The 22,777-nt window shown below is 61.3% G+C and carries 19 protein-coding genes, 2 rRNA genes and 1 riboswitch (1 of these 22 running past the window's edge); of the genes, 9 read left to right on the forward strand and 12 right to left on the reverse strand.

Annotated elements, in window-relative coordinates:
* From CCANI_RS03560 to CCANI_RS03570, 3 genes are all read left to right on the forward strand, one after another.
* Positions 1 to 562, forward strand: a 23S ribosomal RNA gene (locus CCANI_RS03560) (it extends 2,565 nt beyond the left edge of the window).
* A 56-nt stretch (positions 563 to 618) separates the two neighbouring features.
* Positions 619 to 735 (forward strand): 5S ribosomal RNA (gene rrf, locus CCANI_RS03565).
* 1,364 nt (positions 736 to 2,099) lie between these two features.
* Positions 2,100 to 3,551, forward strand: a complete 1,452-nt coding sequence (locus CCANI_RS03570; RefSeq protein ID WP_146324013.1) for an SdrD B-like domain-containing protein — start codon at positions 2,100 to 2,102, stop codon at positions 3,549 to 3,551.
* Here the strand turns inward: CCANI_RS03570 and CCANI_RS03575 are convergent.
* The 3 genes from CCANI_RS03575 to CCANI_RS03585 are packed head-to-tail and all read right to left on the reverse strand — an operon-like array spanning position 3,548 to position 8,145.
* Entirely contained in the window at positions 3,548 to 4,195 is a 648-nt protein-coding gene (locus tag CCANI_RS03575) for a DUF3239 domain-containing protein (protein WP_146324012.1), read from the reverse strand. The two genes, CCANI_RS03570 and CCANI_RS03575, sit on opposite strands and share 4 nt — an antisense overlap.
* Positions 4,195 to 5,862 (reverse strand): DNA repair helicase XPB, encoded by a 1,668-nt coding sequence (locus CCANI_RS03580; RefSeq protein WP_146324011.1) that lies wholly within the window; start codon positions 5,860 to 5,862, stop codon positions 4,195 to 4,197. Before CCANI_RS03580 ends, CCANI_RS03575 begins: the two co-directional genes overlap by 1 nt.
* Before the next feature lie 33 nt (positions 5,863 to 5,895).
* Entirely contained in the window at positions 5,896 to 8,145 is a 2,250-nt protein-coding gene (locus tag CCANI_RS03585; RefSeq protein WP_186750168.1) for a helicase-associated domain-containing protein, read from the reverse strand.
* Between the two features lie 64 nt (positions 8,146 to 8,209).
* On the opposite strand from CCANI_RS03585, the gene CCANI_RS03590 reads away from it, so the two are divergent.
* Positions 8,210 to 8,404, forward strand: coding sequence for a hypothetical protein (locus CCANI_RS03590; RefSeq protein ID WP_146324009.1), 195 nt, complete (start codon positions 8,210 to 8,212; stop codon positions 8,402 to 8,404).
* A gap of 85 nt (positions 8,405 to 8,489) precedes the next feature.
* Positions 8,490 to 9,341, forward strand: coding sequence for a hypothetical protein (locus CCANI_RS03595; protein WP_146324008.1), 852 nt, complete (start codon positions 8,490 to 8,492; stop codon positions 9,339 to 9,341).
* Positions 9,342 to 9,930: 589 nt separating this feature from the next.
* On the opposite strand, the gene CCANI_RS03600 is transcribed toward CCANI_RS03595, so the two are convergent.
* From CCANI_RS03600 to CCANI_RS03610, 3 genes are all read right to left on the reverse strand, one after another.
* On the reverse strand, positions 9,931 to 11,562 hold the full coding sequence (locus tag CCANI_RS03600) for a monocarboxylic acid transporter (RefSeq protein ID WP_146324007.1): 1,632 nt from the start codon (positions 11,560 to 11,562) through the stop codon (positions 9,931 to 9,933).
* A complete protein-coding gene (locus tag CCANI_RS03605) occupies positions 11,559 to 11,900 on the reverse strand; it encodes a DUF485 domain-containing protein (protein WP_146324006.1) in 342 nt (113 codons plus the stop codon). The genes CCANI_RS03600 and CCANI_RS03605 overlap by 4 nt, the downstream gene beginning before the upstream one ends.
* Before the next feature lie 334 nt (positions 11,901 to 12,234).
* A complete protein-coding gene (locus tag CCANI_RS03610) occupies positions 12,235 to 12,789 on the reverse strand; it encodes a resuscitation-promoting factor Rpf1 domain-containing protein (RefSeq protein WP_146324005.1) in 555 nt (184 codons plus the stop codon).
* Between the two features lie 5 nt (positions 12,790 to 12,794).
* A riboswitch (cyclic di-AMP (ydaO/yuaA leader) is annotated at positions 12,795 to 12,940 on the reverse strand.
* Between the two features lie 391 nt (positions 12,941 to 13,331).
* Between CCANI_RS03610 and CCANI_RS03615 the strand changes: the two genes are divergently transcribed.
* Positions 13,332 to 13,721 (forward strand): cold-shock protein, encoded by a 390-nt coding sequence (locus CCANI_RS03615; RefSeq protein ID WP_146324004.1) that lies wholly within the window; start codon positions 13,332 to 13,334, stop codon positions 13,719 to 13,721.
* A 77-nt stretch (positions 13,722 to 13,798) separates the two neighbouring features.
* On the opposite strand, the gene CCANI_RS03620 is transcribed toward CCANI_RS03615, so the two are convergent.
* Positions 13,799 to 14,296, reverse strand: coding sequence for a DUF2771 domain-containing protein (locus tag CCANI_RS03620; protein ID WP_146324003.1), 498 nt, complete (start codon positions 14,294 to 14,296; stop codon positions 13,799 to 13,801).
* Between the two features lie 9 nt (positions 14,297 to 14,305).
* The gene (locus CCANI_RS03625) at positions 14,306 to 15,094 is read right to left on the reverse strand and encodes a glutaminyl-peptide cyclotransferase (protein ID WP_146324019.1); all 789 of its coding nucleotides are present in this window, start codon (positions 15,092 to 15,094) and stop codon (positions 14,306 to 14,308) included.
* A 37-nt stretch (positions 15,095 to 15,131) separates the two neighbouring features.
* On the opposite strand from CCANI_RS03625, the gene CCANI_RS03630 reads away from it, so the two are divergent.
* The gene (locus tag CCANI_RS03630) at positions 15,132 to 15,848 is read left to right on the forward strand and encodes a DUF3027 domain-containing protein (protein ID WP_246118188.1); all 717 of its coding nucleotides are present in this window, start codon (positions 15,132 to 15,134) and stop codon (positions 15,846 to 15,848) included.
* A 1-nt stretch (position 15,849) separates the two neighbouring features.
* Here CCANI_RS03630 and CCANI_RS03635 read toward each other — a convergent pair whose 3' ends face one another.
* On the reverse strand, positions 15,850 to 16,524 hold the full coding sequence (locus CCANI_RS03635; RefSeq protein WP_146324001.1) for an aminotransferase class IV: 675 nt from the start codon (positions 16,522 to 16,524) through the stop codon (positions 15,850 to 15,852).
* Entirely contained in the window at positions 16,521 to 18,341 is a 1,821-nt protein-coding gene (locus tag CCANI_RS03640) for a chorismate-binding protein (protein WP_146324000.1), read from the reverse strand. Before CCANI_RS03640 ends, CCANI_RS03635 begins: the two co-directional genes overlap by 4 nt.
* A gap of 119 nt (positions 18,342 to 18,460) precedes the next feature.
* On the opposite strand from CCANI_RS03640, the gene CCANI_RS03645 reads away from it, so the two are divergent.
* Together CCANI_RS03645 and CCANI_RS03650 are read left to right on the forward strand one after the other, a co-directional pair.
* Positions 18,461 to 19,924 carry an NCS2 family permease gene (locus CCANI_RS03645; protein WP_146323999.1) on the forward strand — a complete coding sequence of 488 codons (1,464 nt, stop codon included), beginning with the start codon at positions 18,461 to 18,463 and terminating at the stop codon, positions 19,922 to 19,924.
* 27 nt (positions 19,925 to 19,951) lie between these two features.
* A complete protein-coding gene (locus tag CCANI_RS03650) occupies positions 19,952 to 20,824 on the forward strand; it encodes a TrmH family RNA methyltransferase (RefSeq protein ID WP_146323998.1) in 873 nt (290 codons plus the stop codon).
* Here CCANI_RS03650 and CCANI_RS03655 read toward each other — a convergent pair.
* Together CCANI_RS03655 and CCANI_RS03660 are read right to left on the reverse strand one after the other, a co-directional pair.
* Entirely contained in the window at positions 20,777 to 21,439 is a 663-nt protein-coding gene (locus tag CCANI_RS03655) for a response regulator (protein WP_146323997.1), read from the reverse strand. The genes CCANI_RS03650 and CCANI_RS03655 overlap by 48 nt on opposite strands.
* A complete protein-coding gene (locus CCANI_RS03660; RefSeq protein WP_146323996.1) occupies positions 21,436 to 22,623 on the reverse strand; it encodes a sensor histidine kinase in 1,188 nt (395 codons plus the stop codon). The genes CCANI_RS03655 and CCANI_RS03660 overlap by 4 nt, the downstream gene beginning before the upstream one ends.
* Between the last annotated feature and the right edge of the window lie 154 nt (positions 22,624 to 22,777).

A 22,777-nucleotide genomic window follows, 5' to 3' on the forward strand; every position in this document is an offset into this window, starting at 1 on the left:
AAGTGCACAAGGAAGCTTCACTGCGAGACTGACACGTCAAGCAGATACGAAAGTAGGGACTAGTGATCCGGCACCGGCTTGTGGAAGCGGTGTCGCTCAACGGATAAAAGGTACCCCGGGGATAACAGGCTGATCTTCCCCAAGAGTCCATATCGACGGGATGGTTTGGCACCTCGATGTCGGCTCGTCGCATCCTGGGGCTGGAGTAGGTCCCAAGGGTTGGGCTGTTCGCCCATTAAAGCGGCACGCGAGCTGGGTTTAGAACGTCGTGAGACAGTTCGGTCTCTATCCGCCGCGCGCGCAGAAACGTGCGGAACGCTGTCCCTAGTACGAGAGGACCGGGACGGACGTACCTCTAGTGCGCCAGTTGTCACGCCCGTGGCACGGCTGGTTAGCTACGTACGGACGGGATAACCGCTGAAAGCATCTAAGCGGGAAGCCCCTTCCAAGATAACGTTTCATCAACCAGGTGCCCCACAGAACATGGGGTCGATAGGCCGGAATTGCACGCACCGCAAGGTGCTCAGATGACCGGTACTAATCCACCGAACACCAACAACCACCACGCGTCCACTACACAGTATCCACCACCAACACCACCCCAAAAACCAAAAACTTGTCGGTGGCAACAGCGGCGGGGAAACGCCCGGACCCATCCCGAACCCGGAAGCTAAGCCCACCAGCGCCAATGGTACTGCACACGGCAGTGTGTGGGAGAGTAGGACACCGCCGACACCAAAACCAAACACACTAACGGCCCGGACACACCAACCGGGCCGTTTTTCACGTCTACACCCACCAAGACAACACAAACACAAAAACACACAAAGAACAAACACGCGACAAGCAGGACACAAGCGGCCGCACCCACGCAAACCCGACACACCAACCACCGCGCCGCGTCACATCCGCCCCAGGCAGATCCGACACACCGCTTCCCAATCGGCAGCGTTTCCCCAGGTCGCGAAATCGCCCCTGTCAGATCTGCCTCAGGCAGATTCGCACCCCACCCCGCAGACATTGTTTTCGCAGGTCGCTACAGCTTGTCGGCGGCCCGACCTCGCCTGCGCACATCTCGCCCAGGCAGATTCGACACACCGCATCTGCGGCAGCATCGTTTCCCCAAGTCACCAAATCGCCTATGTCAGATGTGCCTCAGGCAGATCTGCACCCCCACCCCGGAGACATTGTTTCCGCAGGTCGCCGAGGCTTGTCGGCGTCTTGACCTCGCCTGCGCGCCCCAGAACAGTCGGTACCTACTGAACCATAACTCGTGCAGGCAGCCCCGATGCCGCAGCCGGGTATGAATCGCACACCATCTTTGGACCGGCCGTACACACCCCGACCAACAGTCCAACGGGCCACCAAAACCCTTGTCTAGGCAGATTCGACACACCGCTTCCGCAGCAGCATCGTTTCCCCAAGTCACCAAATCGGCCATGTCAGATGTGCCTCAGGCAGATCCGCACCCCCAACCCGGAGACATTGTTTCCGCAGGTCGCCGAAGCTTATCGCCACCGCAATCTTGCCCACACGCACCCCGGCCCAGGCACATCCGACACACCGGCCACCGAACGGCAGCATTTCCCCAAGACCCCAGATACTGCCCGTCACATCTGCCTGAGCAGACTCAACGATCACCCAAAAACTCGGCAACCATCCACAACTGCCCGAGACCAGCAACAAACCCGACGAAGAAGAGTCGCGCACAACCTACCGCAGAGTGACCAGCCCTAACCACCCACAACCTGAACCACCCACCTAACCCCACTCACCTTCATAATAAATTTTCCCTAAGAATTTCCCCTCCAACCCCGCCACCCCCACCTCGCCGCCGCGCGCCTTTGTGTTCGATGTCGCAACGGGCCGCCGTTTCTTTACCGTTTCTTAATATTTCCTGTCAGATCCTGCGCGCAAGCCAGTATTCGATCGTATATTTGGTAACGATTTTGCACAGGTCAGACGATATGGGGGCACCCTACCGCCACCTTAAGTTACTCTTAGTTTGATAGTTCATTTGCGTCCTATACGATGGATTTTCATAGGAATTTGTGTTGAGCCATTGCGTTTTCTCATTCTCTGGAAAGGGGCTGCACTCCATGTCCAACGCCTTTCGTAAGGCTGGGGTTTCTACCATTGCTGCGCTTACCGTGGTTTTGGCGCCCCACGCGATCACGGCGAACGCGCAGGAGCCAGCTCCTTGTTGTGGTACGTGGGCTGGCAAGTTGCAGCTGGATAATAACGGCGATGGGAAGTTCTCTAAGGACGTAGACGCGTACTTGGTGGGCTCCACCGTGGAGTTGGTGAGTGTTTCGTCTCCAGAGCGCGGTGTGGTGTCCACGAGCGGGGTGTCGGACTCTGGCACTTTTGAGTTCAAGGAAGTCCCCTTTGGCCGCTATGTGGCGCGCGTTCAGGTGCCGGAGGGTTTCGGTTTGTCGCCGTTGGCTTCGGGGTGGGCTGCGGAGGTGCCTGAGTTGGAGGTGGTTCGTGCCGCCGCTCCCGAGACTCCAGATAAGTCGTACGTGTATTCGGAAGCCGTGGAGGTGAGCGAGGGCGCAAACGCGGTCACGTTCCAAGATCCATTGTTCGTGCCCACCGTTGGTAAGGTCTCCGGCTCCATTTGGTTCGAAACTGATGGCGATGGCGTCCGGGAGGAGTCGGACGTTACCGGCGCCACCCCAGAAGTGGAGGTGCAGCTGATGCGCCGTGCCACGCCGGATGGTTCGATGGAGCCGATCGAGGAGCCGTGGGCGCGCAAGACCAGTTCCGCCAAGGATGGAAAGTTCCTGTTTAAGCACCTTCCGGCGGGCGAGTATCAGCTGTTGTACCGTTATCCGCGGGGTTTGACGTTTTCCGCGGACGGCGTGGACAATAACGCCACCAGGCAGGTTTCTGAGGGCCGGGTGAGTGAACCGTTCCGCATTTCGGCGACGCAGAAGTCCGTGACGTTGAATGCGGCGTTGACGTATAGGTTTGCCGGTGACGTGTATTTTGACGCCAACGGTGATGGTAAGCGCCAGGTAACGGAGCGGGGCGCGGCGAAGGTAAAGGTTGAGGTTCGTGACGGCGCGGACGTGGTTGCGTCGGTGGATACGGACGCGAACGGCCGTTACTATTTCACCGATATCGCGGATGGCCGTTATAGCGTGCGCGTGATCGCCCCGAAGCCGTGGCAGGCCGCTGTGAATACCGATAGGCTTAGCGACGCCGTGACTTTCGACGTCGCTGTCAACGGCAACGAGGTCGCGGGGTTGCGGGAGGTACGCTTGTTGCCGCCGGCGCATTCCACTTCGGGTTCGGCTCGGGAGACGTTGCCGTTTATCGAGCCTCCCAAGGACGAGGTTTCGGAGCAGCCCGATTTTGGTTACGGCCCGAATCACCCCGATAGGCCCACGAATATCGCCACGCTGACCGCCTTGTGGAATGTGTTTGGCGGCGGCGGTGACGCGGAGACCTTGGCGTTTGCGCCGCAGGCGGGGCTGAAAAACACGTTGGAGTCGTGGTTCCGCCTGATGCTGTGCAAGCTGGGGATTACCAGCAATTGCCGCTAGGTGAGTTTCAGCAGGTTCAGCGGGGTTGCTAGCACCTCGTCGATGCGGCCGGCGTGTTTGCGCAGCTGTTCCCATTGTTGTTGGGGGATGGCGTTGCGGGCCTGTTTGATGGTTTCGGGGTTGGGGGTGCCCCAGGCGATGGGCATGGGGGAGATTTCGTCCCAGTAGCCGGTGTGTTTTAAGTTGCGACGCCCCGCCACCGCGACCGCCGGCACGCGCTCACCCTCTTGGCGGGAATGCCCGCTGAGGTTCGTGATGGTGCGGGCGGCCAGTGCGGGCGCGGGGTTGCCTTCGGTGCGGTCCACGCGGGCGTCGACAAGCGCGAGCAGCACCATGTCACGAGGGTTTACTTTGGCAATCACGGCGGGCACGAGCTCGTAACTATCGTACATGTGCTGCGCGCTGCCCACCTTTTTGGGGATGATCACCACCATGCTAAAGCTCACCAGCGCGGACACCCCGAGGCCGGCGGCGAGCAGCCACGCCCACGCCGCCTGGTTGGTGTACCAGATAAATACTCCCGCCACGAGGACCTGCACCACCCCGAACACGATTGCGGATATTTGGAGGCGCCGCTGGTCTTTAAGGAACTCGTTGTGTTCCTTGGCGTGGGCGCTGTCAACGGTAAAGCTAAAGCCGGACATTAGTTGTCTTTCATGGGTCGGAGGAGGTCAATTGCGTCGAGGATGCGGTAGGCGTAGCCCTGTTCCGCAAGGAAGCGCTGGCGGTGCGCCGCATAGAGGGTGTCCTTGCTATCGCGGCTGACAATCGAATAGAAATGCGCCTCGCCGCCATCCGCCTTGGGGCGCAGGATCCGGCCCAAGCGTTGGGCCTCCTCCTGCCGCGATCCAAAGGTTCCGGATACCTGGATGGCCACCGCCGCCTCCGGAAGGTCGATGGAGAAATTGGCCACCTTGCTTACCACGAGGACGTGTATCTCCCCGCGGCGGAAGGCGTTAAAGAGCTTTTCTCGCAGCCGGGTCGGGGTCTTGCCCTCGATCACGGGCACCCCCAATTCGGTGCCGATGTGCTCCAATTGGTCCAGGTAGGCGCCGATGATCAGGGTGGGTTGGCCGGCGTGCAGCTCTAGGAGTTTGCGCACCACGGGCATTTTGGTGGCGGCGCAGGCGGCCAGCCGGTAATGCTCGCGCGGGTCCGCCACCGAGTAGGCGCGGCGTTCCGCGTCCGTCATGGTGGTGCGGACCTCCACGCAATCCGCGGTGGCGATAAAGCCCTGGTTTTCTATGTCCTTCCACGGGGCGTCGTAACGCTTCGGACCGATGAGCGAAAAGACATCGCCTTCGCGGCCGTCCTCCCGGATCAGGGTGGCGGTCAGGCCGAGGCGGCGGCGGGATTGCAGGTCGGAGGTCATGCGGAAGACGGGGGCGGGGAGCAGGTGCACTTCGTCGTAGATAATCAGGCCCCAGTCCCGCGCATCAAAAAGCTCGAGGGCGCGGTATTCCCCCTTGGTTTTGCGCACCATCACCTGATAGGTGGCGATGGTCACCGGTCGGATTTCCTTCTTTTCGCCAGAATATTCGCCGATCTCGTCGGCGGTAAGAGTGGTGCGGCGCAGCAGCTCCGCGCGCCATTGCCGGCCCGCAACCGTATTGGTCACCAGGATCAGGGTGGTGGTCTGGGCCTTGGCCATCGCCGCCGCCCCGACCATGGTTTTGCCGGCGCCGCACGGCAGCACCACCACGCCGGACCCGCCCTGCCAAAAGGAATCCGCGGCCAATCGCTGGTAATCCCGCAGCTCCCAGTCCTCGTGTTCCCGCGACAGTTCGATGGGGTGCGCCTCGCCATCCACATAGCCGGCGAGGTCCTCCGCGGGCCAGCCGATCTTTAGCAATTCCTGCTTGAGGCGGCCGCGTTCAGAGGCGTGGACCACGATGGTTTCCCGGTCGATCTGCTGGCCCAACATCGGCTGGATCTTTTTATGCATCTGGATCTCGGTAAGGATGTCCGGTTCCGTGGATTCCAAGATCAGCCCGTGGGCGGGGTGTTTGTGCAGGCGCACGCGGCCATAGCGCGCCATGGTTTCCGCGACGTCGATAAGCAATGGTTGGGGGACGGGGAAACGGGAGTAACGCTCGAGCACATCGACTATTTGTTCGGCATCGTGTCCGGCGGCGCGGGCGTTCCACAATGCCAGCGGGGTAATCCGGTAGGTATGCACGTGTTCGGGCGCACGTTCGAGTTCGGCAAAGGGGGCTAGGCCCGCGCGTGCCTCTTCGCTACGCGGGTGATTTACCTCTAACAACACGGTTTTATCGGATTGCACAATGAGCGGACCGTCACCAAAGGACACCGTCTGCCTCCTGAACTGATGGGAATATAAAGCCTAATTATCTACGACGACGGTGGTAATGCGGTGCAATTGGTACCGGTGAACCGCCCCCGAAGTTTCCTCGATGGCGTCCACTTGGCCGCCCGATACTGTGAGCGGTAGCACCACCCGCGCCGTCGCAATGCCGTGCTTATCCACAAAGCCCAGCGTTACCCTCGTACCCGAACGTACCGCAGCCTGCAGCACCGCCAAAATCTCCGCAGTGGAGCGGGTGGATTCGCCTTCCGTCACCGTTTTTAGCTCGTTTGCGCGAATCCGCTGAATAATCTTGCGGACGTCCGGCCGCTGCGGTTCCTCCGCTGGCTCCGGCGTCACATAGGTGGGCACGCGGCGCGGCGGGGGCCGCAGGTCTAGCGCAACTCCGTGCGAATCCTCCGCGAGCGGCTTGAACCCATTTCGGCGCAGGGTTTCGATCATAGATCCGAGCGGCAGCTTAGACACCGCAACCGTGGGAGCCAGCAGCCGCAACGCCGGAATCGCCTGCACCGCATGCTCCAGCAGCGCCTCATCGTCCGAGCGCAGGTAACACATGACGGGGCCGCCGCGCAGGCTTCCGTATTGCCGCGCCAGGTCCGTGAGCAGGTATGAAAGGGCCTGCGGCACCTCCCCGACGATGTGCTTTTCTAACAATTCCGTAATGTCGCCCGCGCCCATGCCCGCGTCCATCGCCCTGTGTAACGACGCCTCGGAAATACGGTATACGCTCGCCAAACCCGCCGACTCCACCTCGGCTATCAGTTCTAATTGTTGGCGGAGCTGGGCGGTGAGCGGGCCGGGGGCAAGGATCGTCATATCGCCTTGAGCGATCAAATAATCGACCGCCTGCGGGGTCGCCTGTTTGGCCGCCGCGACCAGCTTTTCCGGCGCATCGATCAATGCCACCGCCAGGTTTGTGGGGCGGTGATCCGGGCTGAGGATCCCCAGCCAAATGGCCTCTTCGATGATGTGGTTGGCGGCGTGGATATGGTGGGCGTACAGCGGGCTTTCAAAGGCCGCCATGGACAGGGCCTGATCGGGGGTGAGCTGCCCGCGGTGCGCGTATTGGCGCAGCAAGATTTTCTTGTCCGTGTGCAGGGAGTAGCGGTATGTGGATTCGGAAAGCAATTGGATCGGCTTTTTCACCAGCCACGGCATCCACCGGCTGGTCAGCCAATTGCGCGCCAGGTCCGCCCATTGCTCGTGCAAATCCAGCCGCAACCATTGGGTGGCCAGGTTCGTGGGGCAGAGGTAATCGTTATAGGTGTTGTTTTCCGGCGGCGGTTCCGGGGCGCCGCGGGAGAGCATTTGGGTTTCCTCGCCGAGGCACACCAGGCGGCACACCGTCAATGTGTCCACTTGCAGGTGTTTGGCCATGCGCTGCACTACCCGCACGCCGAGGGTGCCCCGCTGCACGCAGCTCGCGGGGTTTTCGGTCAGGTATTCGATCAGCAGGCGGAAGTAGCGCACCACCTCGAGGCCGTTCGCGGCAGCCTGCTCGTCGGCCTGGGCCAGCTCGGCCTTGGACAAGGCGCGTTCGGGGTGCGTTGCGGTAAAGGGGATATGCAGCGGCCCGAGGTCCCACAGCACCCGTTTGGTCACCTGGGCGAGCCGGACGGTGTGGGAATCTTGGCGTCTCAGCAGGCCCGCGGCGAGGAGTTTGGGCACCGGGCGGTTGGGGTCCGCATCCGGATCCGCGTCCTTGGTCACGCCGCCCCCGCCGGATTCCAGCAGGGTGTCCAGGATCCGTTGGCAGCGCGTGCCCGAGTTCGCGATAAACTCCGCGGCCTCCTCGTAGGTGGGCATGGGCACGCCGGGCTCCGGCAGCAGCTGCCAATCCAGGGGCAGGCTGGACATCGCTTCCGGAACCACCATAAAGCTGTCCGCATCCCCGTACACCAATGCGTAGGCGCGTAACGTCCGAAACGCCTCTTGGATTGTTTCCGGTTCGGGGGAGCCGGAGGGGGAGTCTTGGGTGGCCGAGGTGATCCTTTTGATTACCTCCGCCAGCGAAACCGGAGTCAATTCCCCGCCGAGGCGCGCCGCCGCCTCCAGGGTGAGCAATGCTGGGGCGTCCACTTCCTTCAGCGCCGCCAGCACCCGCGTCGGAGTGCGCAAACGCCCAGCTAGCGTGGTAAATCCGGGCGCATCGGGGATCACAATGTCCGGACGATGAGTGATTATTTCCCCTAAGAGTTCATCGTCGATCGCCGTAAGCCATTCCCGGAACGTAGGAAAACGTCCGGCCCCATCCGCGTTCTTTTTCATGATGCCAACGAGTTTAGTGCGTGAAGAGGTGACTTTTCTGCCCCTCATTTGAAAGAATAGGCACATGGCTAATATGGAAAAGAAGGGCTACGTCGATCCGGGTTGGCCCGAGCACGCTCCCGGCGACGGCCACGTTGTCACCGAACTCATTTCTAAGGTTTCTGGAGCTTCCAGCCCTTATGGTGATGAGACCCCCTTCCCGCTCCCCGCGGAGAAGCTGGGCTACGTCCACCCGTACACTCGAACCAACAAGCCCTGAGGCTGATTGGTAGGCACATAGCGGTTGTGGGGCTCCCCGCACGTCCAAGCTCTTGCGGCGGCGGGGAGTTTTGTAGCCTTGCGGTATGGGCACATTGAGCTATAGCAGCAGCATTGAAACTGTACCGTTGCGCAAACAAGGGGGCTTGGCGGCGTTTGATCCGGTGACATTGCGGCTCGCCGCCGAAACCTGCGCGGGCGAAGTGATGTCCGTGCGCGCGCCGAGCGGGCTCGAGGGGGCGTGCCCAGAGTCTTTACGAGCCTTGGCGCAGGTCACCGTCGAGCGCGACCCTCGAGGCTGGCCGAAAATCGTATGCACTATCGATACCGGCGATATGCCGTGGTCAGTGCGCCATCGCCCAATCGAATCCACGTTCACTACCTATGCGGGCGACCGTATCGCGGCCGTGGAGTTTGCCTCCCTGCGCGTCGCGGAGACCGAGGCCGGTGCCGTAACCAAGATTCCCATGCGGCTACCTGCGGGAACATTGGTCGACGCGTGGTTTTTGGAGCTCGGCCAAGAGCTTAGCGAGGTCGATGGATTAGCGTTGCAGCGGCTAGCCTCCGGGGCGATGCGGGGGTTTTCGCTTATCGACGCCGCGTCCGAAACGTTCCTGGCCGAGGTCCACGTGCCACAGCTCGAGCTCGAATATAGGTGCGATATCAGCGGTGTGTTGCAATTCGATGCCCCATCCGAGGTGGAACAGCATTTTACCGCGGAACTCGATGTCCAGGGTGCGCGCGTGCGGGCCACCACCGTGGTGATGGTCGGTGCGGCGCTGCATCACAGCGCGCCCGTAGCTCCGCCGCCGGTGGTTCGTTTCGGGGAACACGGCCCAGTGCTGTGGTGGTTCGCCGAGCAACAAGCCGATCGGGCATCGCTGCCGTTTGCGCTTATATATATGGAATCGCCCGTGTGGACCGCCGCTAGCCACTAGCGCGGATCCTTTTTGTCCTAGGCCTTCTGTCAGCCCGCCCGCCGAATCTCCCTTGTAGATTTTGAGCCTCTTCGAACCATCGGCCCCTCGTCGAATCTGCCTCAGGCAGATCTGACAGGGCGAGTTCGGCGTCCTGCGGAAACACCACCGCACGACGGCCGCCATGTCGAATCTGCCTGATCACGGGTTCGCGGGTCGGCGTCCGCGGTAAAAAGACCCCACGAATAAAGCTCAACCGCCGGAGTTTGGGCGCGCAGCCAGCGTGAAACCTTGGGCTTCCGCAACCTGAACCACCCAAGCAACGATCGAACTTTTTCGAACCACTGGCCCCGCTGAATCTGCCTCAGGCAGATCTAACAGGGCCGTTTTGCGTTCCTGCGGAAACGCCACCAGCTGACGGGTGGCATGTCGGATCTGCCTGACCGAGGGGTTCGAGGGCCGGCGTCCGCAGCAAAACGACAACGATGAAGCCCAACACATCCCCAGTGCGTCGTCGTACTGAACTGCGCAGGTTAGGGGCGCGGCGTCGATAAGCAAAAGGAAACCCCCTCAATGGATGAGGGGGGCGGGGTGAGCGAGCGGGGGAAAATTAGTGCGAAACAGCCTTTTCCACACCGACGCCGGTCAGGGAGCGGACCTCCATCTCCGCTGCCTTGAGCGGGAAGTTGTCCGGCTTGCCGATCAGGGTGCCGATAATGCCGAGCAGGAAGCCGGCGGGGATGGCAATGATCGACGGGTTGGTGAGCGGGAACCACGCGAAGTCAGCGCTGGGGATCATGGCGGTTTCTGCGCCCGAGACGGCCGGGGAGAAGATGATCAGGATGATCGAGGTGAGCAGGCCGCCATAGATGGAGAACAGTGCGCCGGTGGTGTTAAAGCGCTTCCAGTAGAGGGAGAACAGGATGGTTGGCAGGTTTGCCGACGCCGCGATACCGAACGCCAGTGCAACGAGGAAGGCGATGTTCTGGCCCATCGCTCCGATACCAAGGACGATCGCGAGGATGCCGATCACCACCACGGTGATGCGGGAGACGCGCACCTGCTCTTCTTCGGTGGCTTGCCCGTTGCGGAACACGGAGTTATAGAGGTCGTGGGCAACGGATGCGGAGGCGGTAATCGCCAGGCCGGCCACCACGGCGAGGATCGTAGCGAAAGCAATTGCGGAAATGCAGGCCATGAAGATGGTGCCGCCGACGCGGGAGGACAGCAGGAGCACCGCGGAGTTCACGCCGCCCGGAGCTGCCTTGATCTGTTCGGGGCCAACCAGCGCTGCGGCGGCGTAGCCCATGACCACGGTGAGCAGGAAGAACAGCGCCACGATCGCGATGGTCCAGGTGACGGAGCGGCGCGCCTCGCGGGCGGTGGGCACGGTGTAGAAGCGCATCAGCACGTGCGGAAGACCGGAGGTGCCGAACACCAGTGCCATGCCGAGGGAGATGAAGTCGATCTTGGTGATGATGTCTTTGCCGTACTTCTGGCCGGGGTTGAGGATGGCCTCGCCGCCGGGGTGGTTTGCAACCGCAGCTTCGAGGGTGGCGTTGAACCCGCCGCCGATTGCCCAGAAGGCGAGCAGCGAAATGATCAGGGAGCCGCCGACCAGGAGCACTGCCTTAATCATCTGCACATAGGTGGTGCCCTTCATGCCGCCGATCAGGACGTAGGCGATCATGAGCACGCCTACGATGGCGACGACGCCGGCTTGTGCGCCAGTGCCAGAGACGCCGAGGAGCAGGGCCACCAGGCCGCCAGCGCCGGCCATTTGTGCGATGAGGTAGAACAGCGAGATCGTCAAGGTGGAGATCGCGGCGGCGGTGCGCACGGGGCGTTGCTTCAGGCGGAAGGACAACACGTCCGCCATGGTGAACTTACCGGTGTTACGCAGCGGTTCCGCGACGAGCACTAGGGCGACCAGCAGGGCGATCAGGAAGCCAACTGAGTACAGGAAGCCGTCGTAGCCGTAGAGCGCGATGGCGCCGGTGACGCCGAGGAAGGCCGCCGCAGAGAGGTAGTCGCCCGAGATAGCCAGGCCGTTTTGCCAACCGCTGAACGAGGCGCCGCCCGTGTAGAAGTCCGAACCTTTTTGCGAGGTTTGGCGGGTGGCGCGGATCACGATCGTCATCGTGGCGACGATAAACAGAACGAAGATCGCGATATTGAGGATCGGGTTACCGGTTTCAACGGTGCCGCTTGCAGCGGCCAGCGTGGTGGTAGAGAGGTTCATCGGGGGGACTCCATCTTGTCGCGGATCGCGGCGGTTGCAGGGTCGAGCTTGTTATCGGCGAATCGAACGTATGCCCAGGTAATAAGGCCAGCAGTTGCGAACTGGGCGAGGCCCAACACCATGCCAACATTGATCGCGCCCCAGACGCGCTGCTGGACAAAATCGGTCGCGAAGGTGGCGGTGATGATGTACCCGAGGTACCAGGCGAGGAACGCCACGCTCACAGGGAATGCGAAGTGGCGGAAAGTGCCGCGAAGCTCGGCGAACTCATCGCTGTTTGAGACTTCGAGGAATTCCTCTGGGGTGGGAACGTGCTTAGCACGTGTGGCGTCAGTCATGTCTACCTCTCTCGGCAGGCTGATCGGGAGAGCTTGTCCTTTTTCATCGCTCTCGAGATTTGAAAGCTGCATCACGCTACGGTGACCTTGTGAGACATTACACATAAACTTCGCGAACTTGTCACACTTTGCGCGTATCAGGCGAGAATCTCGGAGGAAAATCATTCGCAGGTTTGTGAAGTTCTTTGCAAAGTGGCGTGGCTTCTGTGTGACTCGAGGTGGCGAAAAGGCAGCGTGGAGGTGGGGTAGACAATGCGAAAGTGCCGCCCTTTCCTGCGGAAAAAGCGGCACTGAAGTAGTTTTGCTCTTTACCCCCTAAAAGGGGGTTTGGGAACTAGCTGAAGTGAACGCGGTAAGCGTCCTCAACGGCGGCGGGCACCTGAAGGCCAGCGTTATTGAAGTGTTGCTGGATCGCCTCGTAGATGGCCTGGGTCGGGTTGGCCAAGAACTGGGCAACCGGGTCGGCGTGGACAACAGCGCCACCAACAGCGGTGGGGGCTGCAGCGGCAGCGCCATCGCGCGGCGTCGGCGCGGAGTTCAGGCCGAGCTTGGCAGAGCAGGAAGGCCATGCGCCCCAACCCTGACCTGCCAAAACCTTTTCGGCGACGGCGATCTGCTGTTCCCTCGAAGCCTGGCTGGCGAAGGCGGCGTACTGCTGGCCGCCGTAGGCGTTCCAGGTGGAGGGGGAGAACTGGAGGCCACCGTGGTAGCCATTGCCAGTGTTGATTGCCCAGTTGCCACCGGACTCGCATTGTGCGAGGCGATCCCAGTCGGAATCCGGGGCTGCGGCAGCGGGCGGGGCCAGCAGGGTGGCGGCGGTGCCGAAAGCTGCGGTGGTTGCCGCAAACTTTGCGAGCGGGTGCGAAACGCGGGCTGCGTGACGGGCCATGAATAAAGTCCTCTCGTTGTTCCGCCGGTGAGGTTAGCTGTCGGGTTCGGGCTGAGAAGGGAGCGCCCGGCCACTGCAAGTGGCTTCACCCCAAGGCGGCCGGCTGGCCGCCACAAGTGGTTTCCCCACGCCCTGTCTGCAATCAAATTGTCAGTTGGATACATCAGCACGCACGGTGCGAGGTGAAGCCTAGGGTCCCCAGACAGGGTTTGGCGGGAAGGACCCGGTGCAAGAGCACCTCGCTGTGCCTGCCATAGACCGTAGCGGTTTATAACGAAATAGTCACGCAAAATGCCCAAAAAAGGTCTGTTGTCTGATTTTCCATCGGCAAAACCCCAGTTCACTCCTTGTTACATCGATTTTTGTGACATTGATTAATGTGTGTGCAAAACCATCTCGATGTCGTCGAAATGTTGCTGCCGCACCTAGTGGGTACGGGGCGGGTATAGTTATTTGTCTGCCTTCCTAGTCGGTGGGAGGGCGGTTAACCAGGCGGTTTCAGGCCGCCATACGATGTTGAAGTGGGAAGCGGTGAACCAAACATGCCGATCGGAAAAGTGAAGTGGTATGACGCCGAACGAGGCTTTGGCTTTGTTACAAACCCCGGTGAGGAAGACTGTTTTGTAGGAAAGCAGGTGCTGCCCAAAGGGGTGGAGGAATTGCATCCTGGCCAGCGAATCGAGTTCGATTTCGCGGCGGGGCGCAAAGGCCCGCAAGCGCTGCGGGTCAAAGTGTTAGATCAACCCCGGGTTTCCCGAAAGCCGCACCACAAATACAAGCCAGAACAATTGCACGGCATGATCCTCGATATGGTGACCATCCTGGAGCAGAAGGTGCAGCCCGATCTTCGTGCGGGCCGCTACCCCGATAGGAAATCCGGACGCCAGGTTGCGGAGATCCTGCGTGCCGTGGCAAAGGAACTCGACGCTTAACCACAACACCACCACCACACTGATGCGAAGGGCCGCCACAAAATAGGGCGGCCCTTCGCATGTTTGCACCAAGTTTCCTAGTGGTTGATTTTGAGCGACCACACCACCGCGTAGGGGGATTCCTCGCCCGCATCGTTGTGGCCGATCAATGCGGTGGACACCTCCACCACCGTGAGCTTCGCCCCGGCATCCGTCTGGGCGGCGATCTCCGCCTCGGTTTGCTCGTGGCCGGAGTGGAATTCCTCGTGGTTGGCCTCGGGATCATCGTAGATTTTTAGCAGCCGCCAGTCGTGGTCGTAAATATCTTTGGGCAGCGTGAGTTTCAGGGAATCCTGCACGGTGAGCTCCGGCACCGTTTCGCCCTCGCAAGTGGTGCCGATCTCGCACACGCTAAACGGAGACACCTCAAGGGTTTCGCCGCCGCTGGAGGCGGTAATGGTGACATCCTTGGGTTCCTTCCCCGGGCGACTATTCCACCATTGTTGGAATCCGATGGACGCCGCCACCACCAGCACGACCGCTGCGATGAGAATAAGGAATTGTCGTAAATTGGTGCGACTCCGTTTTGTGGCCATGTGCAGATCCTATCGTGCGGGGACGAATCGTACTTCGAATAATGTAGGCCAGCGTTTCCCGGTGATGTAAAACCGATCCGTGCCCGGGATATGTGCGATGCCATTGAGCACATTATTGCGATCCGGCGCGGCCCCGCTATCCAACCCGGAGGCGTCGATGGTGCCGGTGACGTTGCCCGTCGCGACGTCGATACGCACGATCTCATTGGTCATGAAACGGTTCGCATAGACGAGCCCATCGACGCACTCCAGTTCGTTCAGCTTGTCCACGGGCTCGCCGTCGCGCGTGACCTGGATGCGGTGCAGTTCGACAAAGTTTTCGGGGTCTATCTCGCGCAGCTGGGAGGTGCCGTCGGACATCACTAGGCGGTCGTCGAAGGAGCACAGGCCCCAGCCTTCGCCGGAGTAGGAGGCCCGCCCAACCTCCGAAAGCGTGTTCGGATCGCGCTTAAGGGCGGTGCCGTGGCGCCAGGTGAGCTGCCACACCGCATTACCGGAGTGCGTCACGCCCTCGCCGAAATAGTCCGCATCGAGCTCTTGTGCGTGCGATTCCTGGCCGCTCATGGCGCGATAATACACCCGCGAAGAGCCCTCCAAACCGGTGCTTACCAGCAGTTTATCGCCCACGAGCTCGAGGCCCTGGGTAAACGCGGTGGGGTCGAACTCATGGGTGGACACCACCTCAACGCGAAGCGCCTCCACCGGCGCAGAGGAAGACGTGGCGCAGCCGGTGAGCGGGCTGGCGAGGGCGACGATAACACAGGCGGATGACACGAAAATCCGGAACGACGAGCGCATATCACTATCATGCCGCACGTAGGCGATAATAAACGACGTGCCATCTCGTAGACGACGCAATCCTCTTCTTGAACCACCCGCCATTGCAATTGCGCGCACCGCTCTCGAAGAACTCGGGGAGGGCGAAATTGGCGAACACATTGGCGTAAGCAATATCGGCGCTAATTCGGCCACCCATCATTTTGTGGCCAATATGTCCGGCTATCGCGGCTGGGAATGGCACGTGGTTATCGCCTGCGCGTGCGGAAGCCGCAAGATCACGGTGAACGAATTGGCGTTGCTGCCGGGCGCCGAGGCCTTGCGCGCGCCGCAGTGGGTGCCCTACGCCGACCGCGTGCAGCCCGGGGACCTCGGCCCCAGCGACCAATTGCCCCCGCGTGCCGACGACCCGCGGCTTGCCGACGCCGCCGGACCCGACACCGTAACCGTTCCCGGCCATTGCTCCACGAAACAACTCACCAGCTATGGGTTGCATATCGCGCGCACCCGTTGGCAGCGCGGCGACTATGGCCCGCATAGCGAATACGCCATGAAAGCGGCGTTGCAATGCGTCGATTGTGCGTTCTATCTGCCGGTCGGCGAGCCGGTGGGGCCATTATTCGGGGTGTGCGTAAACGAGTACTCCGCCGACGGGCACGTGGTGCATTCCAGCTATGGCTGCGGTGCACACACGGATACCCCGCCGGCGGAGATCCTCGGTCAGCCGACCGCGGTGGCTTTTGATGACGAACAAACGATCGAAGTGTGGGGTTGACCTACACCTCTTCCGCCTGTTCCCACAGCCACGCATTGGCTTCCGCGATATCGGGGGCGGTGGGGCTGCTGGTCGCGGTTTCCAGCGCGCCGTATTCCATCCAGGCGGTCACCTTGCGGATCCCGGCGAAGGCGTTGACCAGCCAGAGTTCCCCGTCGCGCAGCTGATGCATGGCAAAACCGCTCACCGGACGCAGGGTGAAACCGTGCGCCTGGAGCAGGGGTAAAAGCTGGCCATTGGTGGTGGAGGGCAGAGCCCGCGGGTGCGTGCTCCACAGCACCGTATTGCCGTGGAACACCACCGGGGAGGTGAACACACCTTCGACGATGCTGCCGGCGTGGCGGAGCAGCCCCTCGTCGCAGCCGCGGCGTCGAGAAATATCCCGGCGGGTGGCCAGCCACCCTAAGTCCGGCCCTTTCACGGTGGGGAGTAGGCGTTGGTCTTTGTGGGCGTGAGCGTCGAGAACGATGTGGGGTTTGAAGGGTCGATCCGGCCGAATCACCACCTCAACCGAGGAGCCAGCCGCACGCACGATCGGATAGTGCGCACCGGGCCCGGCGGCGCGAAGTTCGGCACGGACACGGGCGAGTTGCTTTCCGTCGAGGCGCAGGCGCTGAAAGTGGCCGTTGAGGTTACGGACGCGGCCGTCGACAAGCCGGAAGCTGGTGGTTCTCATTTTTCCTCTCCGAGCAACAACCGTAGCGGTAGCATCTTTACTAGCACCTCGTTGTACTCTTCTTCAGGGTCACTGAGCAGCGTAACTGCCCCACCAGCACCATAGGTTAATTTGCCGTCGATGTGTACCGCTGTGCGGATCAGAATACTAAAATCACAATCCCCGTTCGCCGACACGTACCCCATCGAGCCGGAGTAGTAGCCGCGTGGCTGGCCTTCGATGTCCGCCAAAATGTCCATCGAACGTTGTTTCGGGGCGCCGGTCATGGAGCCGCCGGGGAACGCCGCCATTGCCGCCCGCACCCCGGGTACGCCGGGCGGTAGCACGCCGGTAATCGTGGACACCAGCTGATGCACCCACGCGAACGAATGTACGACGCAGAGCTCGGGGACGTCGAGGGACCCCGGTACGCACGTGCGTGCGAGATCGTTGCGGAGCAGGTCCACGATCATCATGTTCTCCGCGCGGTCCTTTAGGCTGCCCGCCAGTTCCTCCGCATTCCGCACGTCCTGCGAGTCGTTCGCGCCGCGCGGCCGCGTGCCCTTGATTGGCGACGCCGTGACCACCCCGCCTTTCACGGACAGGAACCGTTCCGGGGACGCGGAGAGGACCGCGACGTCGGGATGCAATACCAGGCCGGACATCGGCGCGGGGCAGGTGCTACGCAGGCGCAAATACAGGTCCAGCGGCGGTACGGTCACATGTGTGGTCGCGGAGGTGGTTAAGCAAAGCTCGTAGCTTTCGCCGCGTCGAATAAACTCTTGACAGCGGCGCACCTTGTCGATGTACTCGTGCTTGGTATCCGTAAGCACCACCGGGCTATGCGACGGCGCGGGAGGCACCCGGTATTCCGGGGTCAGCGCGGGCAATTCGTACGGATCATCGACCCTGGTAATGAGGTAGGTGCCCTGCTGGTCACGCTGCACCACAACGTCGGGGAGGATAAACCGCTCATTGTCCGCGATCTGGTCAATGCTGGCGCCATCCCAGCCGCCCGTGGCCTCATAGGTGATCGCGCCGAGCGCGCCGGGAATGAAATCCACCTTGGCGGGGCAACTATCGCTGCTGAGCCGGCCGGGCGGGATCTGCGCGAGGTGGACCGTCTGGGAACCCGCCGCCATCAGCGTGAACTCGCTGTCCAGCCACACCAGGTGGGGGAATTCCTTGGACCAGTGCCGGGCTAGGGCGGGGAAGTCCAGCGGCTCGATCAGCCGGCGGTGCCAGGTCTGTATGCCGCTTAGGCAACCGGTTGCCTCGATCAGGTTGCGCATGAGCCGCAGCCCATGGAACGTACCTATGGATTCCGGATGGAATTGCACCCCCCATTGGGGTGCATCCGTGCGGCGCAGGGCCATAATAGTGCCATCGTCCGCGCGGGCGAGGACTTCAAGTTGCGGCGTGGGTAAAGAAACATCCAAGGAGTGATATCGGACTACCTCCATTGGGGACGGTATATCCGCGAAAATCCCGGTTCCATTGTGTACAACCTGGCTGGTGAGTCCGTGCATCGGTTTGTGCGCGCGCGCCACATTTGCCCCCGCGGCGAGCGCGATCGCCTGGTGGCCTAAACACACCCCAATCACCGGAGTTTCCGTCTGCGCGATTGCCAGCGCGGAACCGCCCAAATCCTCCGAAACCGCTGGGTGGCCGGGGCCCGGGGACACGATAACAAGGTCCGCGTGGGCGATTGCGGCCGCATCAAGTTCCGGCGAATTATTTGCCAGAATGCGCGGCCGAATTCCCACCGCGCGCCACACCAGATCCCCTAGAAGGTGGGTAAACGAATCGTGATTATCAATTAACAGGATGGAAGTCACAGCGTCTCCGATGCTGGAGAATAATGGAAAAAGAAGGCATTATTTGCCGTAAGCCTCCTATGAGTGCCATTGTAACCGTGGCCCCTCATTGTTTACCGAGCCGTACGGAGAACTACATCATGACTGCGAGCACAAACGCAGCACCAACATCGGGATTAATCGATCGTTTTTTCCATGTTTCAGCGCGCGGGTCCACCGTGGGCACAGAAATTCGTGCGGGCGTGGTGACCTTCTTCGCCATGGCCTACATCATTATCCTGAACCCCCTGATCATTGGCACCGTCGAAGACCACACGGGCACCGCGCTGGGCGTGCCGCAAGTCGCCGCCGTAACCGCGCTGGCCGCCGGCGTGATGACCATCGGGTTTGGCCTGCTCGCCCGCTACCCCTTCGGCATTGCCACCGGCCTCGGCATTAATACGCTCGTGGCCGTCACCTTTGTCACGGTGGAGGGTTTGACCTGGCCGGAGGCCATGGGCCTGGTGGTTCTCGACGGTGTGATCATCGTCCTACTCGCCGTGTCCGGCTTCCGCGTCGCCGTGTTTAACGCCATCCCCGGCGAGCTAAAGGCCGCCATGGGTGTGGGCATTGGCCTCTTTATCGCCTTTATCGGCTTTGTGGACGCCGGCTTTGTCCGCCGCATTCCCGATGCCGCGGGCACCACCGTCCCCGTCAGCTTAGGCATGAACGGCTCCATTGCCTCTTGGCCCACACTGGTGTTCGTTATCGGCTTGATTATCTGCGGCGTGCTTGTCGCCCGCAATGTGCGCGGCGGCCTGTTTATCGGGATCGTGGTCACCACCGTTATCGCGATGATCGTCGAGGCCGCCACCGGCGCCGGCCCCTCCTTTGTTGATGGCAAACCTGTTCCCACCGGTTGGTCGCTCGCCGTGCCTACCTTGCCGGATTCCATCGGCGGCCTGCCGGACCTGTCCCTGGTGGGTCAGGTCGATTTGATAGGTGCGTTCGGACGCGTCGGCGCGCTCGCGGCGTCGCTTCTCCTGTTCACCCTGGTATTAGCAAACTTTTTCGACGCCATGGGCACTATGACGGCGTTGGGCAAGCAGGCCGGGCTTACCGACGCCGACGGCAACCTGCCCAATATGAAAAACGCCCTGATCGTGGAGGGTGCCGGCGCCATCGTCGGCGGTGGCGTGTCCGCCTCCTCGAACACCGTGTATATCGACTCCGCGGCCGGCATTGCCGACGGCGCGCGCACCGGCCTTGCGAACATGGTTACGGGTGTGCTGTTTATCGCCGCTATGTTCCTCACACCCCTCTATGCGGTGGTGCCCATCGAGGCCGCAGCCCCCGTGCTGGTCGTGGTGGGCGCGCTGATGATGGGCCAGATCAGGGATATTGACTTCACCAAATTCCACGTGGCGCTGCCCGCGTTCCTGATGATCGTGGTCATGCCGTTCACCTATTCAATCGCAAATGGTATCGGTGTCGGTTTTGTCGCATATGTGCTCATGCAGGCCGCCGCGGGTAAGGCCAAGCAGGTGCACTGGCTGCTGTGGCTGATTTCCGCGCTCTTCCTGGTGTATTTCGCGGTGGATCCGCTGCTCAGCGTCGTGGAGTAGCCCCGCGTGGACTAAGCTCCATGGTTTGTGCAGCCGACCTTTATCGCAGACCCGCAGGATCCCCGCCTTGATGACATCCGGGCCCTCAACCACTCCGACCGCCGCCCCGACCTCCCAGGGGGCAAAGGCCTGGTGGTGGCGGAGGGCCCGCTCGTAATTCCTCGCTTGCTCGCCTCTCGCTTTCCCGTTCGAATGATCGTGGGTTTCGGCGCGAAGCTGGCGGCCTTCCTCGATGCGCACGGCGACCCGGGCGTACCCGTGTTCGAGGTCACGCGCGAGGTGTTGGCGGCCGTCGCGGGCTTTGATATGCACCGCGGTCTCGTGGCCACCGCCGATCGCGCGCCCGCCCTTACGATTGAACAAGCTATCGAAGGAGCCCGGACCGTGGCGATCCTCGAGGGCGTCGGCGATCACGAAAACATTGGCGCACTGTTCCGCAACGCCGCAGGCATGGGTGTCGACGCCATCCTTTTCGGCGCAGGCTGTGCCGACCCCCTCTATCGCCGCGTCGTCCGCGTCTCCATGGGCCACGTGCTCCGCCTCCCATTCGCCCATTTTGACGGCACCCCCACCACTTGGCAACGCCAGCTTGACCTGCTTAAACAGCGCGATTTCGCCACAGTGTCCCTCACCCCCGACTCAGCCGCCCTCCCGCTTTTCGACGCCCTGCCTCCCGTAGCGCACCGCCCTTTGGCACTGCTCGTAGGGGCTGAAGGTCCCGGCTTGACGGAGCACGCCATGCGCGCCACGGATATTCGCGCACGCATTCCAATGGCAGCCGGTACCGATTCCTTGAATCTCGCCACTGCGGCCGCAATTGCGTTCTATGAGCGGGCGCGCACACGCGCACATTCACCCAGCGAAGTCACCGGGAATACTGCCGCCCAAATAACCGAATGACTTTGCTAATTTAAGGGCGAGCACGGTGCGATCCGCCGCATCGAGTTTGCGCAACAGGTGTGATACGTGGTTCTTTACGGTGCCTTCTGCAAGGAAAAGCTGGGCGGCGATCTGCTTGTTATTGGCCCCTTGCGCTACCAATTCGGCAACATTGCGTTCCGCCCTGGTCAGCGTCATAATCCCGCGCTTTTCGGCGCCAGCCCGCCGACCGTGCACAATCCGTGCGATTCGCGGATCCAATACCATGCCCCCATCGGCGGCCGCATGGATCGCCTCGGATAAATGTTCGGCCGAAATGTCTTTCAGCAAATATCCGGCAGCCCCGGCGTCGATAAGCGAGCGCACTAGGGAAGCGTCGTCGAAGGTGGTGAGCACGAGCACTGGGATATCGGGATGCTGGCGCGCGCATGCCGTGACCACCGCGAGGCCGTCGAAGTCGGGCATCACCGCGTCGGTGACCACGACATCCGGCCTGTGTTCGCGTATCAGTTCGGAGACTTGGCGGCCGTCCGTGGTGGTGGCGACAACATCGCATCCGTCAATAGTTTCGAAAATCAGGGAGAGGCCGCGGAGCAGCAGCGCGTGGTCGTCGATCAGGATGATTCGCTTGCTCACGCCGCGGCCCCTACCGGAACCGAGACCCTAAGCAGGAAGCCTTGGTCAATACCGCCATGGTCCGATAGCTCCATCGAACCGCCAATACTTTCGGCACGTTCACGCAGTGAGCGGAGCCCGAAACCGAGGTCAGAAGCGGAATTTCCGGAGCCATTATCGGCGATCAGGAGGGTGCCATTTGAGGTGAGCACAATGTCCACGCGATCCGCGCCGGAATGGCGCACCGCATTGGTCAACGCCTCCTGCGTCGCCGCCAAGAGCACGCGTTCTGCGCTGTGATCGATGTCTAGTTCGGACGGGGTGCGCACCTGCACATCCAATCCGGTGGATGCGAAAGAATCTCCAACGCTCTGCAAAGCTTCCACAAAGCTATTCGATTCCACTCGGACCGGATTGAGTGCTCGCACGACCGTTCGCATCTCATCGAGGGCGTCCACTACGCTTTCCTGCGCGTGGCTCACTTCCTCCAATGCGCGCTCCGGTGCGGAATTCCAGGCCCGCTGGGCGAATACAAGCGACATATTGATGGAGGTCAGCCGGTGGCCCAGGGCGTCGTGAAGCGCGGCGGCGATGCGGCTACGTTCCTGTGCCAGCGTAAGATCACGCAGCTGCTCATTCGCGAGCTTGAGCTGTTCCATGGTGTGCTGCCGCTCCGCCGCAGTTTCTGCATAGCGCCGCAGGAAAGAACCGAGCGCCACACTGGTGCCGATCGCGGTGATTGCGAACGCGGTTTCGATAAGGATCTGATACAGGTCAGATCCTTTGATCGCATGTGCGACACTGACAAATACCACCGGCAACGCGGCGCACAGCACAATATACGTTCGATTCGACAGCAAAAAATAGAGGACGGCCGCGGCCACCCAAATAAAGAGAATCCCGGCCACGCCATTGCTCAGGGCGGAATTCACAAACAACACAACCACGAGGAGCGCCGAACGGTGACGCAACCTCACGCCGGTGGAGACAGCTTTAGACCACAACCACCAAGCGAACAAAGCTGCGATTATAAGTGTGCATTGCACAGCGGCAAACGCCGGGACGTCCCATATGATGAGCAAGCCGCTAAAGAAAAGTGCGGCCAGCAAAAAGAAACGCAAGAATGGGATGGCCTCATGAATGACCACAACGGTAGAAGTCGTGGGAATGCCATCGATACCTGTGGCGGTAGGGGAGGTGCTCACAGTCTGAATTATAGTGGCGGCAAACCATGACTCGGGTCATGATTTTGCGGCGAAAACACATGGCGGCGGGCACTATCGAAGCCGCATATCCCTTAGATACAGTGACGATATGGACACGAAACAAGATCGCAAAATCGCAGCTCAGCCGCGTATT

This window comes from Corynebacterium canis, assembly GCF_030408595.1.
GTDB classification, from domain to species: Bacteria; Actinomycetota; Actinomycetes; order Mycobacteriales; family Mycobacteriaceae; genus Corynebacterium; species Corynebacterium canis.